General features: G+C 68.4%; 14 protein-coding genes. 7 read left to right on the forward strand and 7 right to left on the reverse strand.

Translation table 11 applies throughout. The features are described 5' to 3' along the window. Window positions 1–35: 35 nt before the first annotated feature. Window positions 36–3,896 (reverse strand): endo-alpha-N-acetylgalactosaminidase family protein, encoded by a 3,861-nt coding sequence (locus tag ABZY89_RS11090; RefSeq protein ID WP_355227084.1) that lies wholly within the window; start codon window positions 3,894–3,896, stop codon window positions 36–38. Between the two features lie 105 nt (window positions 3,897–4,001). Here ABZY89_RS11090 and ABZY89_RS11095 point away from each other — a divergent pair, with 105 nt between their 5' ends. Both ABZY89_RS11095 and ilvD read left to right on the forward strand, forming a co-directional pair. Beyond that, window positions 4,002–5,768 carry a beta-galactosidase family protein gene (locus ABZY89_RS11095; RefSeq protein WP_355227086.1) on the forward strand — a complete coding sequence of 589 codons (1,767 nt, stop codon included), beginning with the start codon at window positions 4,002–4,004 and terminating at the stop codon, window positions 5,766–5,768. A gap of 26 nt (window positions 5,769–5,794) precedes the next feature. Beyond that, window positions 5,795–7,489: a dihydroxy-acid dehydratase gene (gene ilvD / locus ABZY89_RS11100; protein WP_355227087.1), complete on the forward strand. Its 1,695-nt coding sequence runs from the start codon at window positions 5,795–5,797 to the stop codon at window positions 7,487–7,489. Here the strand turns inward: ilvD and ABZY89_RS11105 are convergent. Further along, entirely contained in the window at window positions 7,479–8,300 is an 822-nt protein-coding gene (locus ABZY89_RS11105; RefSeq protein ID WP_355227088.1) for a TIGR02452 family protein, read from the reverse strand. The genes ilvD and ABZY89_RS11105 overlap by 11 nt on opposite strands. A gap of 78 nt (window positions 8,301–8,378) precedes the next feature. Then, window positions 8,379–9,206 carry an AraC family transcriptional regulator gene (locus tag ABZY89_RS11110; protein ID WP_355227090.1) on the reverse strand — a complete coding sequence of 276 codons (828 nt, stop codon included), beginning with the start codon at window positions 9,204–9,206 and terminating at the stop codon, window positions 8,379–8,381. An 18-nt stretch (window positions 9,207–9,224) separates the two neighbouring features. Here ABZY89_RS11110 and ABZY89_RS11115 point away from each other — a divergent pair, with 18 nt between their 5' ends. Next, window positions 9,225–9,590, forward strand: a complete 366-nt coding sequence (locus ABZY89_RS11115; RefSeq protein ID WP_355227091.1) for a DUF4345 family protein — start codon at window positions 9,225–9,227, stop codon at window positions 9,588–9,590. 143 nt (window positions 9,591–9,733) lie between these two features. Next, window positions 9,734–10,171, forward strand: a complete 438-nt coding sequence (locus ABZY89_RS11120; protein ID WP_355016884.1) for an NUDIX domain-containing protein — start codon at window positions 9,734–9,736, stop codon at window positions 10,169–10,171. A 68-nt stretch (window positions 10,172–10,239) separates the two neighbouring features. Here the strand turns inward: ABZY89_RS11120 and ABZY89_RS11125 are convergent, their stop codons facing one another. The 3 genes from ABZY89_RS11125 to ABZY89_RS11135 are packed head-to-tail and all read right to left on the reverse strand — an operon-like array spanning window position 10,240 to window position 11,558. Next, the gene (locus ABZY89_RS11125; RefSeq protein ID WP_355227093.1) at window positions 10,240–10,644 is read right to left on the reverse strand and encodes a Rid family hydrolase; all 405 of its coding nucleotides are present in this window, start codon (window positions 10,642–10,644) and stop codon (window positions 10,240–10,242) included. A gap of 52 nt (window positions 10,645–10,696) precedes the next feature. Beyond that, a complete protein-coding gene (locus tag ABZY89_RS11130) occupies window positions 10,697–11,074 on the reverse strand; it encodes a nitroreductase family deazaflavin-dependent oxidoreductase (protein WP_355227095.1) in 378 nt (125 codons plus the stop codon). Window position 11,075: 1 nt separating this feature from the next. Next, entirely contained in the window at window positions 11,076–11,558 is a 483-nt protein-coding gene (locus ABZY89_RS11135) for a nitroreductase family deazaflavin-dependent oxidoreductase (protein ID WP_355227097.1), read from the reverse strand. Window positions 11,559–11,610: 52 nt separating this feature from the next. On the opposite strand from ABZY89_RS11135, the gene ABZY89_RS11140 reads away from it, so the two are divergent. The 3 genes from ABZY89_RS11140 (at window position 11,611) to ABZY89_RS11150 (ending at window position 13,179) form a co-directional block, all read left to right on the forward strand. Continuing rightward, a complete protein-coding gene (locus ABZY89_RS11140) occupies window positions 11,611–11,994 on the forward strand; it encodes an MmcQ/YjbR family DNA-binding protein (protein ID WP_355227099.1) in 384 nt (127 codons plus the stop codon). A gap of 96 nt (window positions 11,995–12,090) precedes the next feature. Then, entirely contained in the window at window positions 12,091–12,645 is a 555-nt protein-coding gene (locus ABZY89_RS11145; protein ID WP_355227101.1) for a putative glycolipid-binding domain-containing protein, read from the forward strand. 123 nt (window positions 12,646–12,768) lie between these two features. After that, window positions 12,769–13,179 carry an MmcQ/YjbR family DNA-binding protein gene (locus tag ABZY89_RS11150; protein ID WP_350665160.1) on the forward strand — a complete coding sequence of 137 codons (411 nt, stop codon included), beginning with the start codon at window positions 12,769–12,771 and terminating at the stop codon, window positions 13,177–13,179. A 379-nt stretch (window positions 13,180–13,558) separates the two neighbouring features. Here ABZY89_RS11150 and ABZY89_RS11155 read toward each other — a convergent pair whose 3' ends face one another. Then, on the reverse strand, window positions 13,559–13,984 hold the full coding sequence (locus ABZY89_RS11155; RefSeq protein ID WP_355227103.1) for a hypothetical protein: 426 nt from the start codon (window positions 13,982–13,984) through the stop codon (window positions 13,559–13,561). Window positions 13,985–14,478 lie beyond the last annotated feature (494 nt).

Genomic DNA, 14,478 nt, shown 5'->3' on the forward strand with positions numbered 1-14,478 from the left:
GCCCCTTCCTGGGTCCCGGACAGCCTACGCAGATCTCAGCCCCCGCAGTGGAAGGTAGCGTCGGCCCAGTCGGCGTGGTCGTTGCCGTTCCCGTCGCCGGCATCGCCGGCCACCAGATCGACATAGTCGGCACCGGTGACATCGGCCGTGATCGGAACGGTGGCACTGGCCGGCCCCAGGGTGCCGGTCTCGGTGACCGTCGTCCCGTCCGCGACGACGGAGAACCTCACCGAGCCCCGGGACGTCTGTACGTCGTCCACCCCGACGTCGGCGGTGAAGCTGGTGCAGTTGCCGGCCAGGTAGTAGCGCACCTTCGAGACCGCGTGCGTGCCCAGCCCCTTGGTGTAGACCTTGCCGGCGAGCGTGATCGGCCCACCGTCGCCGGCGCCGTTCTCCCCCACGCTGGAGTCGCGCTCGACCGGTCCCCAGCCGTTGGTGGCCGAGATCCAGCCGAGATCGCTGGCGTAGGTGTCCGCGGTCGGCGGGGGCGGCGCGGTCTGCACCGTGGCCGAGCGGGTCACCGTACGCGTCTCGCCACCGAAGTCGTACGTCGCGGACCCGGTGAGCTCATAGCTCGACTCGGCCGCGTCGGCCGGCGGCGTGACCTTCCAGGTCACCGAGTGGCTCGCCCCGGGAGCGAGCGAGTCGAAGGCCGCGGGCGTGGTGGCCTCCGCCGTCCAGCCCTCCGGCACCTCGAGACCGACCGTCCCGGCGCCGGTCTCCGAGGCCTCGTCGCTGGTCAGCGTTGTGGTGACCTCGGTGTCCGCGCCCGGCAGCAGCTTCTCGTCGCCGGCGTCGACGGCGAGAGTCGCACAGGCCGGCAGATCACCCGCCGCACCGAGATCCTCGACGGTGAAGTCGTCGATGCTGATGTCGCCGTTCGCCCCGTTGTCGTCTGCGGTCCGCAGACCGACCCAGTAGTCGCCGCAGCCGCCGGCGACGAACTCCTCGCTGAACCGAGCCGTCTCGACCTGCTTGCCGATCGGGCGAGCACCGACCTCGACCGTGCGCGGGTCGCCGCTCGCGACCGAGTCGTAGCCGGTGACCCACTCGTAGTCGTCGGCCCGCTCGGTCTGGTGGTCGAACGAGACGCGGTAGCGGTGTCCGGGCTCGAGACGTACGGTCTGCGGGACCGTGCGGTAGACGAGACCGCCGTTCTCGGCATGCGACTTGAGCGACCAGTCGCCGCTGATCACGTCGTCGGTGACCTTCCCGTTCCAGCCGCTCTGCGTGTACGGCTCGTGCCGTTCCGCCAGGTGGGTGCGCGGGTCGGTGACACCGCCCGAGGTGCCCTTGACGAACGGCGACCAGCCCTGGACGACCTCCTCGAAGTCCTCCTTCACGATGACCTTCGCCCCGGGCGCGGCCGGCAGGTCGCGCTTAATCGCGACGACGCGTACGTCATCGAGGCGGACACGGCCGGCCCCCGCCTCCGCGGAGATCTTGACGGTCGCCGTGCCGTCACGGCCGGCGTCGAAGGGGACCTCGACACGTTGGAAGTAGGTGCTGTGCAGCTCGTCGGCGGCGACCAGGTTCTTCGCCGTCGATCGCTCGACACGGTTGGTGTAGGTCTTCCCGCCGGAGGTGACGCTGACCGAGGTGGCCCGGCCGTGGCCGGGCTCGACCTCCACCCAGACGCCCAGCGCGTTGCGCCCGCTGCGCAGGCCCTGGAGGCGCTGGCTGATCGTGGCCCGCTCACCGGCACCCAGGACGGCGACCTGCTGGCCGGTCGCGGTCCGCCCGGTCGTGGCCGGGCCGCTCGGGTGCCAGGCGTCGAGGTCGCCGGCGTTGAAGCCCGGGTCGGCCACGTGGCTGCCCTGGCCCCACTGCGGGTCGGGCGAGCGGTCGGGAGACTTCGTCAGGACGTACGCCGTCCCGGCCTTCGCCTCGAGAGTGACCTTGCCGTTGCGCACCGGGACGCTGCCCGCCGAGACCCGGCCCTGCTCGGTGAGCTCGTAGACGTTGAGCCGGCCGCTCCGGCTCCACGCGTCGGTCAGGCCCCAGGTGGTCCGCCCGCCGTCGGCGTTGTAGTGGTAGAGCTTCGCCCCGTCCTGCTGCCTGTCCTTCCACGGCAGGAGGTAGGCGTCGCCGTCGAGCACGAGATCGCCGTCCTGGTAGATCTTCCGGGTCGCGTCGGTCTGGCCGGCGTTGACGACGCGTACGCCGCCGCCCTGGACGATCTCGTCGCGGCTCCAGCGCAGGATCGGGTTCTTCTGCAGGTACTTGGTCGGCAGGTTCGTCTGCCAGATGTTGTCGTAGAAGGCGTCGACGTCGTTCTCGCCGGTCCATCCCTCGAACTCGACGATCTCGGTGTGCCCGAGCAGCTTGTCCGGGTTCCAGGTGTCCTTCTGCCCGTTGCGTACGAACCGGATCATCTGGCTGTTCAGGCCCTTGTTGGTGGCCCCGCCGTAGGACTCGTCGTTGGCCCAGTGGGACCAGAGCGCATCCTCCTCGAAGTGGTAGGACCACTCGGTGCCGATGTTCCAGCCCTGCCCGCGGAGGTCCTGGGCGAGCCGCTCCTGGAGCCAGCCGTAGGAGTAGTAGACGTCGATGTAGAGGAAGTCGAGGTTCGGGTGTGTCTCGCGGCGCAACTGGGCGAAGCGGTCGACGATGTTCTTGGTCGCGAGGTCGGTGCGCTGGTCGATGTAGTAGGACTGGTCGATCCAGTCCCAGCCGGGCTTGCTCTCCTCGACCAGCGTCTCGTCGAAGGCCTTGGCCTCGGGGTAGGCCTCGGTCGCGTTGACGTGGACGCCGAAGTCGGCGCCCCACTTCTCGCCCGCGCGGACCAGGGTGTTGAGATCGTCGAGCCCACCGGCGCGGGTGTTGTAGTTGCCGCCGTAGTCGGGGTGCGCGGAGTCGTGGCCCTCGGAGCCGTAGCCCTTCAGCACGGCCAGCTGACCCAGCCCGTCGGTGGCCAGCGATACCCGCTTGACGTCGTCGAGCGTACGCAGGAACGGATGGGTCGCCTGGCTGGCGAAGTTGAACGGGATGTGGGTGACCACCCGCTCGGGGGTCTCGTCCGCGCCGTTCATCGGCCGCTGGATGTCGCGCAGCGCGATCGCGCCGTCCTGCCAGTCGACTGCCTGGTCACCGTTGGCGTCGGGGGTGATGGTGACCTTCGCCCATGGGAGCTCCTCGGTGTAGGGCGAGCCGGCCGCCCGGTAGGTCCACTGGCCGCTCCACAGCCCGACCCGGCGGCCGCTGTCGGTGGCGCTCACGCTGCGCCAGATCCGGCCGCGCTCGTTGGTCGAGTCGCCGCCGCTCTGGTCGTAGACCGAGTTGGTCTCGATCGCGGCGGCGAGCTGGTCGGTGTCGACGATGGCGTACGCGGATCCGACCGGCTTCTCGGTCGTGGCCAGGCCCGCGGTGACCTCGGTGTGGGTGTCGCCGTTGGTCGTGCGGTCCGCGCTCACGACGGCGGTGTTCACGGTCGCACCGGCCTGGTCGGAGCTGACCGAGAGGAGATCGTGCCCGGGGATGTCGAGGGTGCCGACCCGGTGCTCATCGGTGTCGGTCACCTTGGTGACCGCGAAGGTGACGACGTCGCCGGCCACCTCGAGCTTCGCGTCGAGCTCGACGCCGGGCAGGGCGGCGAATGTCAGCCGGTAGGTCGCGGTGTCGGCGTCGACCTGGGTGCCGGTCACGGTCGCCGTGCGCGCGGTGCCGTTGATCCGTACGGCGGTCGGCGTTGTCGTGGCGCCGCCGATCTGGCCACCGGCGGTGTGCCGGTAGCCGAGCACGGCCGGGAAGTCCTCGGCCACCTGGACGCTGAGGACGGGCGAGGTCAGCGTGAAGCCGCCGCCCGCGGGGGCGGCATGGCTTTCGGGCGCGATGGCGACGACGCCGGCGAAGGCCGTCACGGACGCGAGGAGAGCTGTGGGGAAACGCTTCGGCATCGTGACTCCCGAGGGTGGGGGTGGGCCTGACGAGGTCCGTCCATCATGCAGAGTTTTGCGCGGGTTGGCTAGGTTGTGCTCAAAAGTTGTCATAACCTCGGGCGAGTGATCCCCACCTTGACCTGGCGCGCCGGCGAGTTCCTGAAGCACGGTGTCCCCCACCGGATCCTGTCCGGGTCCATCCACTACTTCCGCATCCACCCAGACCTTTGGGAGGACCGGCTGCGCCGGGTCGCCGCCACCGGGTTCAACACCGTCGACACCTACGTCGCCTGGAACTTCCACGAGCAGGACGAGGGCTCCCCGGACTTCACCGGGCCTCGCGACCTGGCCCGCTTCGTCACGATCGCCGGCGACCTCGGGCTCGACGTGATCGTGCGCCCCGGCCCCTACATCTGCGCCGAGTGGACCAACGGCGGGCTCCCGTCGTGGCTGACCGCGCGCACCTCGGCGCCGCGCAGCACGGATCCGGTCTACCAGGACGCGGTCGCGCGCTGGTTCGACACCCTGCTCCCCCATCTCGTCCCGCTCCAGGCCGGTCACGGCGGGCCGGTCGTTGCCGTGCAGGTGGAGAACGAGTACGGCTCCTACGGCGACGACGCCGCCCACCTCACCTGGCTCCGGCAGGGGCTCCTCGACCGCGGTATCACCGAGCTGCTCTACACCGCCGACGGCCCAACCGAGGTCATGCTCGACGCCGGCATGGTCGAGGGCACGCTCGCCGCGGCGACCTTCGGAAGTCGCGCCGAGGCGGCCCGGGCGATGCTGCGGTCGCGGCGGCCCAGCGAGCCCTTCCTGTGTGCCGAGTTCTGGAACGGCTGGTTCGACCACTGGGGCGAGAACCACCACGTACGCTCCCCCGAGAGCGCCGCCGCGACGCTGCGCGAGATCATCGATCTCGGCGGCTCGGTCAGCGTCTACATGGCACACGGCGGCACCAACTTCGGCCTCTGGGCCGGCGCCAACCACGACGGCCGCCGCATCCAGCCCACGGTCACCAGCTACGACTCCGACGCTCCTATCGGCGAGGACGGCCGGGTCTCGGAGAAGTTCCGGCTCTACCGCGACATCCTGGCGCCGGCCACCGGCCGCACGGTCGACGCGCTGCCCGCGCTGCCGCCGGATGCTCCGCGCCACGCGTTCTCCTCGGCGCCGTTGTCTCCCGGCGCCGACCTGCTGTCCCTGGTGACCAGCGGGCCCGCGACGCGCGCGGCCGGGCCGTTGAGTTTTGAGGAGCTCGGCATCGACGCTGGCCTGGTGACGTACCGCTCCTCGGTCACGCTCCCCAGCCACGACGTCCATCTCACCGTGCGCGGGCTGCACGACAGGGCGTACGTCTTCCTGGACGGGCGCGCCCTCGGCCTGCTCGAGCGGGACGACGCCGAAGCCGCGGTGCTGACGCTTCCCGGTCTCGGCAAGGTCGCCGAGCTGACCCTGGTCGTCGAGGCGCTCGGCCGCGTCAACTACGGCCCGCTGCTCGGCGAGCACAAAGGGATCCTCGGCGGAGTCCAGGTCGACCGGCGTCTCGTCCACGGCTGGAAGCACCACCCCGCACCCCTCGACCGCTGGGCCCTGGACGACCTCGACGGCGTCGCACATGCCGTCATCGAGGTCGACGGCCCCGCCGACGGCTGGCTCGCCGTCCCCGGTGACGGAGACCGATTCGTCTGGCTCAACGGCACCCTGCTCGGCAGGCTGTGGAGCAGCGGCCCCCAACGCCGCCTGTACGCCCCCGCTCCACTCTGGCACACCGGCGCCAACAATGTGGCCGTCCTCGACCTCACCCACCCAGCGACGTACGTCGAGGTCCACCCGGACCCGGACTTCGGTCCGACGGAGGAGTACATCGAGGCGTTGCCGACCGGCGTCTAGGTCACCACACGGTTAGCCTCATACATGTGAACTCACTCAACTCCGACACCCCTGACATCAAGCCCAGGTCGCGCGCCGTCACCGATGGCCTGGAAGCCACCGCTGCCCGAGGCATGTTGCGGGCCGTCGGCCTTGGAGACGACGACTTCGCAAAGCCGCAGATCGGCGTCGCATCGTCGTGGAACGAGATCACCCCCTGCAACCTGTCCCTGGACCGGCTCGCCAAGGCAGTGAAGAACGGCGTTCACGCGGCCGCCGGTTATCCGCTGGAGTTCGGCACCATCTCCGTCTCCGACGGGATCTCGATGGGCCACGAGGGCATGCACTTCTCGCTGGTGTCGCGCGAGATCATCGCCGACTCGGTCGAGACCGTGATGAGCGCCGAGCGGCTCGACGGCTCCGTGCTTCTCGCGGGCTGTGACAAGTCGTTGCCGGGCATGTTGATGGCGGCTGCTCGGCTCGATCTCGCCTCGGTCTTCCTCTACGCCGGCTCGACCATGCCCGGGCAGGTCGACGGCCGCGACGTCACGATCATCGACGCCTTCGAAGCGGTCGGGGCCTGTATCGCGGGGAAGATGAGTCGCGATGAGGTCACCCGCATCGAGAAGGCGATCTGTCCTGGCGAGGGCGCCTGCGGGGGTATGTATACGGCCAACACGATGGCTGCTGTCGCTGAGGCGCTTGGCATGTCGTTGCCCGGCTCGGCCGCGCCGCCCGCAGTCGACCGACGCCGCGACGGCTTCGCCCACCGCTCGGGCGAGGCGGTGGTCGGGCTTCTGCGGAAGGGCATCACCGCGCGTCAGATCATGACGAAGGAGGCCTTCGAGAACGCCATCGCCGTCGTGATGGCCCTCGGCGGCTCCACCAACGCCGTACTGCACCTGTTGGCCATCGCCAACGAGGCTGAGGTCGACCTGACTCTTGACGACTTCACCCGGATCGGAGAGAAGGTCCCGCACCTCGCCGACCTCAAGCCTTACGGCAAGTACGTCATGAACGACGTCGACAAGATCGGCGGGATCCCGGTCGTGATGAAGGCGCTCCTGGACGCGGGCCTGCTCCATGGCGACTGCCTCACGGTGACCGGGAAGACCATGGCGCAGAACCTCGCGGAGCTGAGCCCGCCCGCGCTCGACGACGACGTGATCCACTCCTTCGAGCGGCCGATCCACCGCACCGGTGGTCTCACCATCCTGAAGGGCTCGCTCGCGCCCGAAGGTGCAGTCGTCAAGACAGCCGGCTTCGACGACACCGTCTTCCGCGGCACTGCCCGAGTCTTCGACGGGGAGCGGGCCGCGATGGACGCCCTCGAAGCGGGACTCATCGTCGCGGGCGACGTCGTGGTCATTCGCAATGAGGGCCCGAAGGGTGGCCCGGGCATGCGGGAGATGCTTGCCATCACGGGAGCCATCAAGGGCGCTGGTCTCGGGAAGGATGTCCTGCTGATCACCGACGGCCGGTTCTCAGGGGGAACCACGGGTCTCTGCGTCGGCCACATCGCCCCAGAAGCCGTCGATGCCGGCCCGATCGCCTTCGTCCGCGACGGCGACCCCATCGTCCTCGACGTCGTCAACCGCACCCTCGAGGTAGGGGTGGAACCCGAGGATCTGGAGCAGCGGAAGGTCGGCTGGGAGCCACTTCCCTCGAAGTATCAGCGCGGAGTGCTCGGCAAGTACCGGCGTACGGTGCAGTCCGCCGCGGTCGGCGCCGTCACGAGCTAGCGAGGTCCGCGAAGGCATCCTCGAAGGCCTGCCGGACGACTGCACCCGGCGTACGGTCGAGAACTCCGAACACGACCTGCTCGAACGTTCCCCCGAACCGGCCCCCTGGACCAAGCAGATCTCGGAACGATCCGGCGACCATCGCCGGGTCGTTCTGGAACACGCCGCACCCCCAGGCGCCGAGGACGAGGTTGCGATACCCGTTGGCCGCCGCGGTCTCCAGGATCCGAGCCGCACGAGTCGCGAGCGCAACCGGGATCTCGTCCGTACGCTCCGGAACCTGCTGGCGGATGACGCCTGCGTTCGGCGCCGGTGAGGTCAGGAAGCCGACCTCGACGGGCTCGTCGAGCAGTTGGCCGCGATCGTCACGGAAGACCGGTACGCCCGGCGAATGGATGACACGATCGCTGTAGAACGGGTCGCGGACGGCGCGATGATGCTCGTAGTAGGCGGGAGCCTCCAGCAGGCAGGTGTAGAGCGCCGAGGCCCTGCACAACGCCTCCTCCTGCGCCTGAGCTCCGTTGAGGTACCCGCCACCGGGGTTCCTCGCCGAGGCGAAGTTCAGCACCGCCACCGGAGCCGGCAGCTGCCGCGCCTCCCACAGGCTGCTCCCGCCGGTGACCGCGAACCGCGTCTCCACCCGCTCCGTCGAAGGCACCTCGACGGGCTCCGGCCCGTACAGCCGTGTCCCCGCCCGCGCCGCCTCGACGGCATCGCCGATGTGCACCTTCGTGCCGTCCGTACGCCGGTAGAACCCGGCCTCGATGAACTGCTCGTTCTCCTGCGCGAGCGCGCGCAACTGCGCTCTCATTCGGTCACCCGCCTGGTGACCGCCGTCGCCCGTGCGACGGCCCATTCGATCTCTTTCACAGTACGAATCGTCGGGCTGTCAATGACTCGCCCGCAACCGGGTTTCGTCGACCGCGCGGTGCTCCATCACCACGATCCGGAGCTGGTTGGAGAGCAGCTGCGTGGCAGTGAGTCCGAACATCGCCCGGAAGGTGTCGCTGAAGTGGCTCGGTGAGGCGAACCCCGCGTCGCTGGCGGCCGTCGAGAGATCCGCGCCCTGGCTGACGGCCGCTGCCGCGTACTGCATCCTGGCCCAGAGGCGGTAGCGGCGGAAGCTCGTCCCCGAGTGGGCGGAGAACAGGTGTAGGAAGCGCGACTGGGACAGGTTGACCGCCGCGGCCATCTCCGCCGCGCTCCCCCGCTCACCGGGTCGGTCACGAAGGCGCTGCATGGCGACGCGGATCCGCTCGTCGGTCGGGTTCGCCTCACCGGCATCGAGCAGACGTCGTCGCAGCATCTCGGGATCCGTGACCGGCCCCTGCGCCCAGTCGGCGATCAGCGCCGCCTCGTCGCGGTGGTCGTACGCGATCGCGCCGGCCCGGTCGGTCATCGCCCCCAACAGATGCGCCGTCCCGGATGCGCCCGGGTCGACGTAGAAGAACAGCATCGTCTGCTCCTCACCCGCGACGATCTGATGGGACGTACGCGCAGGGATCAGCGCGCTCCGCACCCGCCGTGGCTCCGCCTGACCTGACCGCAGCAGGAACGGAGCGTCCAGGCCCAGCGCGAAGCAGGTCACCGACCCGGAATGGGTGCCTAAACGCAGCGACGGGCCCCGATATGCCGCGTGCCCTGACCAGAGCCACACCGTCGGCCGTGCGTCGTCGCAGCACGAATCCGGAAGCGGCTCGGTCGCCATGCGCGTCATGATCCCACGGTGAACACCGTGGCCAGCCTGACCATCGCCGTCATCGGCGTCTTCTTCCTCGCGATGGGGACGTACGCCCTGGTCACCCCGGGCGCACTCGCCGCCCCGTTCAACCTCTCGGCGAAGACGCCCGAGTCCCGCTCCGAGATCCGCGCGGTCTACGGCGGGTTCGGCATCGCCATGGCGGCCGTGCTCGGCGCCGCCGCTCTCGACATCGGCGACATCCGCACCGGCGCCGTGACCACCGGCGGCCTCGCCCTGATCGGGATGGCTGGCGGCCGACTGGTCTCGCGCCTGCTCGATACCCCCGTACGTTTCTATCCGATCTGGTTCTACTTCGGAGTCGAACTCGTGGCCGGCACGGCCCTGCTTGTGTGCGTTTGACCTCGCTAAATTCGGCTATGCTCGGCGCCGTGGGATCTCGGCCGACATCAGACACGTCTGTACATACGCCACGTCCGCGCGCGCCTAGGGCGAGCCACCTGGGCCAACGAGTCGACTGGCACAACGATCCCTCGGCCCCCGAGGTGAACAGCATCCGACCCAGCGCCGGCGCCTTCGTGCTCGACGACCCGGGCAGGATCCTGTTGATCCGCCGCAACGACACTGGCAACTGGACGATGCCCGGTGGGGCGATGGAGCCCGGCGAGTCCCTGACCGCGGCCGCGGTCCGCGAGACGCTCGAGGAGACCGGCATCACCATCGAGGTGACCGGCCTGGTCGGGATCTGGACCGACCCGCGCCACCGCATCGAGAACACCACCAACGGCGAGGTACGCCAGGAGTGCTCCATCATCTACGCCGGCCGCTACCTCGCCGGCGAGCCCACTCCGTCGGCTGAGAACACCCACGCCGAATGGGTGTATCCCACGATCGTCCCCAGCCTTCAGATGGACCGGAGCCAGCGCGTACGGATCGACTGGGCCCTCAACCGCAACTTCCCCCACCTCGATCCCAACCCCTGATCGCAGCCGCCGCGCGAGCGATCCGTCTCGCCGCGACTCTCCATTGGGGCGAGCGGACCCGACTGTGGTCAGCTGGAAACCGCGGCAATGGCCTCGATCTCGACCAGCTGATCCTCATAGCCCAGCACTGTCACACCCATCAGGGTGCTGGGCACGTCATGATCCCCGAACGCCTCCCGCACGATTTCCCACACCGCGACGAGATCCGACCGCTGCGAAGATGCCACCAGAACCCGGGTGTTCACCACGTTCTCCAGCGTTGCGCCCACTGCCCGGAGAGCCTCGCTCAGAGTCTCAATGCACTTCGCAGCCTGGCCTGCGTAGTCACCCACGGCCGCCGTCGTCCCGTCCTTTTCGAGAGGGCACGCCCCCGCGAGGAAGACCAGGCGCACGCCACTATCCACGACCGACGCGTACGCATAGGGTGCGGCACTGAGTTCGGCAGATCGAATGAGACGGATTGCAGGATTCACCTGGGGATCCTCTCACCTGCGGTTGAGCGACATGACCCAGTTCGCCACAGGATCAGGCCGTACGCAGCAGCCTGAACTCGTGCTTCTGCAGCACCTGCAGCACCAGCTTCGCCGGATAACCGAAAGCGTCCCGCCCCGCCTCGGACGTATAGGGCTCGATCGCGGAGACCTGGTGCCACTTCCCGTCCACGAACACCTCACAGCCTCCGGCCGCGACGATGTTGCGGTACCAGTTGACATCCTCGCCGTACGTCAGCTCCGCGATGAAACCTTCCGGCACCCGCGCGACGACGATCGGCGTCTCGTACGTCTTCCCAGACTTCCGGCCCACGTGACGCACGAGCGAGAACGGGCCGTGTCCGGTACGAGCCACCCGCATCGTCACCTTGTTGAGCGTGTTCTTGATCAACCACAGCCACTTGCGACGCATCTCAGTCTCCTACGAGTCTTAGGTTCACCATCGGCAGTCCCTCGACCTCGTGACCGACCGCCGTCTCGATCGCACCGCGCAGGCGCCGCCAGGCCTTCGGGTGTGCCTTCTGATAGCGACCCAGTACCGCAGCGGAATCCTCCTCCGAGAGTAACGTCGCCTGCGCCGCGACGCTCGTACGCTTTCCGATGCTGACGCGACACGCAGGCTCGGCCATAAGGTTCCGATACCACTGCGCCCCGGTGCCGAAGCCGCTCACCACCACGATCTCGTCCACGCTCGGCCGCTCGACGACCTCGAGACAGACATATCGCGGGACCCCTGATCGGCGTCCGATGTGCTCGAGCATCAACATCCGGGATCCGAGGAGCCACCCGGCCCGGTGTCGATAGAGCCAGATCGGCGCGCGTACGACAGCGCGGGTACGCAACAACCGGGACACGACCGAGTCGACCATGGACGTCACCGAACTGACCTTACTCATCGACTCGGTCGATCCAGCCCGATCGAGCGGCGCGACGAACTACGCTCCAAGCATGGCAACGCTCCAAGACGTCGCTCGGATCATCGCTGAGCTGCCCGAGGTCACCGAGGGCGAGCGTTACGGAAACCCGACCTGGTCCGTACGCGGCAAGGGCTTCGCCTGGCTCCGCCCGTTCAGCAAGGCCGACCTCAAGCGCTTCGGCGACCAGACCCCGCCCGACCCGCCGATCCTCGCGGTCAACACCGCCGACCTGCACGAGAAGGAAGGCATCCTCGCCGCCGGCATCGACGGCGTCTTCACCATCGAGCACTTCAACAACTACCCCGCCGTGCTTATCGAGCTCAGCGTCATCACCCCAGGAGATCTCCGCGACCTCCTGGTCGACGCCTGGCTCGCCGCCGCCCCAGCTGAGCTGGTCGAAGGATTCGACGGCTGAAGTTCTGACTCGCCGAGATCGTGTGCGTGACGGGGCGAGACATACCGCCCACAAGATGCGCCACCTCGCTTGGGCGCTTGCTGGTTTACTCCCAACATGGCATACGAGGAGCTCCCGCCGTTCGCTGCGTGGCAGTTCGTCGACGCCGTCGACGGGTTCGAGGTCGTCTATCGAGACGCCTCCGGCATCCGTGGATACACCTCAGCCGTCGAGGCGGGCCAGGCCTACGCGGTCCACTATGAGATCTCGGTTGATGCCCTCTGGCGTACGCGCGAAGTCCACGTCCACAATGACACCGCTCGCGGGCGACGGTCCACTGTACTTGTCTCCGACGGCAAAGGTTCCTGGACCGTCGATGGCCGGTCGGCGCCCCAGCTCGACGGGCTCTACGACGTCGACCTCGAGGCCTCTGCCTGCACCAACACCCTTCCCGTCCACCGGCTGGATCTGCCGCTAGGCGACGTCGTCACCGCGCCAGCCGCCTACGTCCAGGCACTTGACCTTCAGGTCAGACGCCTCGACCAGTCCTACCGACGCCTCGACGGCCACCGGTTCGACTACCACTCCGAAGGCGGTTTCAACGCCGTGTTGGTGTACGACAAGTATGGGCTCGTCCTCGACTACCCCGGGATCGCGACGCGCTTCGCCTGAGAGACGAACCGTCCTGGGCGCACGGGCCGAGCACACAGCTCCAGACTGCTCTCGTTCCGCACAGGTCGCGTCGCGAGGACCTACCCACGCCGTCATCCGCGCAGTCGCTGACAGACTTGCGGCATGTCCCGGCCGCCGCGCATCGAGCCCGCCGCCGACGTAGTCGCCAAGGTTGCGTCGACCGCGTTGTCGCTTCCCGACGCCTACGAGGAGGATGCCTGGACCGGCGTCAGGTGGCGAGTCAGGAAGAAGACCTTCGCTCACGTCCTGGTTGCCCAAGAGGGGTACACGTCGGCGTACCGCGATATGACCGGGGTGACCGAGCCCACGACGGTGCTGACCTTCCGATCCTCCGGCGACGAACTGCTGGCTCTGGTCCACGCCGGGCCACCGTTCTACCAGCCTCCGTGGTCGCCCACCGTCGTCGGCATGGTGCTCGACGGCGATACAGACTGGGAAGAGGTGGCCGAGCTGGTGACCGAGAGTTACCGGTTCTGCGCTCCTAAGAAGCTGAGGCACCGGCTGGATCGATGATCGTGCGGTCCGTAGGGCGGTCACTGTGACAGAGGGGGTCGTGCCTGAGCGTCCGCGCGGCTGCCGCGACCGCAGCCATTGGAGCCTGTGCCAGCTCGGCATCGCTGCGCGCCCCCAGCAGGAACGTACCCCGGAGATGCTGATCGCGCGTGCCAGGCGCATCGAGCCCGTCGGTCGGCCGGGCGAGCGTCAGCGCCACTCCTCCCCCGGCTACTTCCTCCTGGGCCGCGTGCCCGATCACCCAAGTTGGCGGTCAGCCACGGCCGCGCGATCGCCGTGCTGCCCCGGCCGACGTCTGATGCATAGAGCCCCGGCCCGCCGTCTGTGCGGTCGGGGCCATGCGACGTCTGCGTCATGGCGCCGCCAACGAGTCCTCACGCTAGTCCGGTAAGTGCTCCCCGAGCCAGGTCGCTCTTCGGCGAGCTGAAGCGCGCGAAAGCCAAGCATCCTGTACGACCTCAGCGAGCTCGTCATAGCTGATCTCCCCAAGCCGGCTCGCTCGGACCAGAACCGACAGGTGGCCGTCGAAGTGCGGAGTAGTGAAGAACGGCGAGGACTCGTCCTGCACCACGGCAAGCTTGTCCCCCTCGTTAGGCACCCAGAAGACGATCACGTCCTCGTAGCGCTGGCCGGTGTCCGGGTCGAACGCGTCAGGACGGGGGTTCCTGAAGAAGACGAACGACTTTCCGCCCACTTGATAGACCGGCCTGTTCTGGGTGCCCACGTAGATGCGGACGTGGGGCATGCCAAGGGCAAGCGCGTGCACGTCCCCCACCCGCGCCGACCGGCCGCCCGTTCTCCTCACACAGTCAGGTTAAGTGTCACGGTCAACGCGCGGGCGGCCTCCGAGTGCGTCAATGTGCCCAGGATGACGCAGCCGACCTTCGCCTTCCCGAGCTTGATGAAGGACCGACAGAGGGACGGTGTCGGTTACGACCTTCTCTCCGTAATCGACGCTCGCGAACTTCATGTGGAGGTCACTGGACCATGAACTCGACCGTGGCGTTCAACCTGACGACCAAGGAGAGTTGGCGGGTGGAGACTGACCCGGACTTCGTCCTCATCGCAGTGACCAACGTTCTCTCACCCACCGCCTTCAACCTCAACCTGCCGTCAAGGGAGCAACCTGCCGGGCTGCTCGAGCCATCACCGGATACCGCCCTGAGTTCTAGCAAGCCCTCCGGCACAACGGGAACCCTCGAAGGCAGTGCGTGCCGCGGCCTACCCCGCGACAAGCGACACGCCTGTACCGTTAGATTCGAACGCCGTGGGCCGCCTGCCTGTGGCAACCTGTCCCCG

The organism is Nocardioides sp. NPDC006303 (assembly GCF_040613175.1).
In the GTDB taxonomy this organism is placed as follows: Bacteria; Actinomycetota; Actinomycetes; order Propionibacteriales; family Nocardioidaceae; genus Nocardioides.

Coding starts and splice junctions, on each gene's coding strand:
- ABZY89_RS11090 (WP_355227084.1), bottom strand. CDS start 3,896: ATGCCGAAGCGTTTCCCCACAGCTCTCCTCGCGTCCGTGACGGCCTTC.
- ABZY89_RS11105 (WP_355227088.1), bottom strand. CDS start 8,300: ATGAGAGCGCAGTTGCGCGCGCTCGCGCAGGAGAACGAGCAGTTCATC.
- ABZY89_RS11110 (WP_355227090.1), bottom strand. CDS start 9,206: ATGACGCGCATGGCGACCGAGCCGCTTCCGGATTCGTGCTGCGACGAC.
- ABZY89_RS11130 (WP_355227095.1), bottom strand. CDS start 11,074: ATGCGTCGCAAGTGGCTGTGGTTGATCAAGAACACGCTCAACAAGGTG.
- ABZY89_RS11135 (WP_355227097.1), bottom strand. CDS start 11,558: ATGAGTAAGGTCAGTTCGGTGACGTCCATGGTCGACTCGGTCGTGTCC.
- ABZY89_RS11140 (WP_355227099.1), top strand. CDS start 11,611: ATGGCAACGCTCCAAGACGTCGCTCGGATCATCGCTGAGCTGCCCGAG.
- ABZY89_RS11145 (WP_355227101.1), top strand. CDS start 12,091: ATGGCATACGAGGAGCTCCCGCCGTTCGCTGCGTGGCAGTTCGTCGAC.
- ABZY89_RS11150 (WP_350665160.1), top strand. CDS start 12,769: ATGTCCCGGCCGCCGCGCATCGAGCCCGCCGCCGACGTAGTCGCCAAG.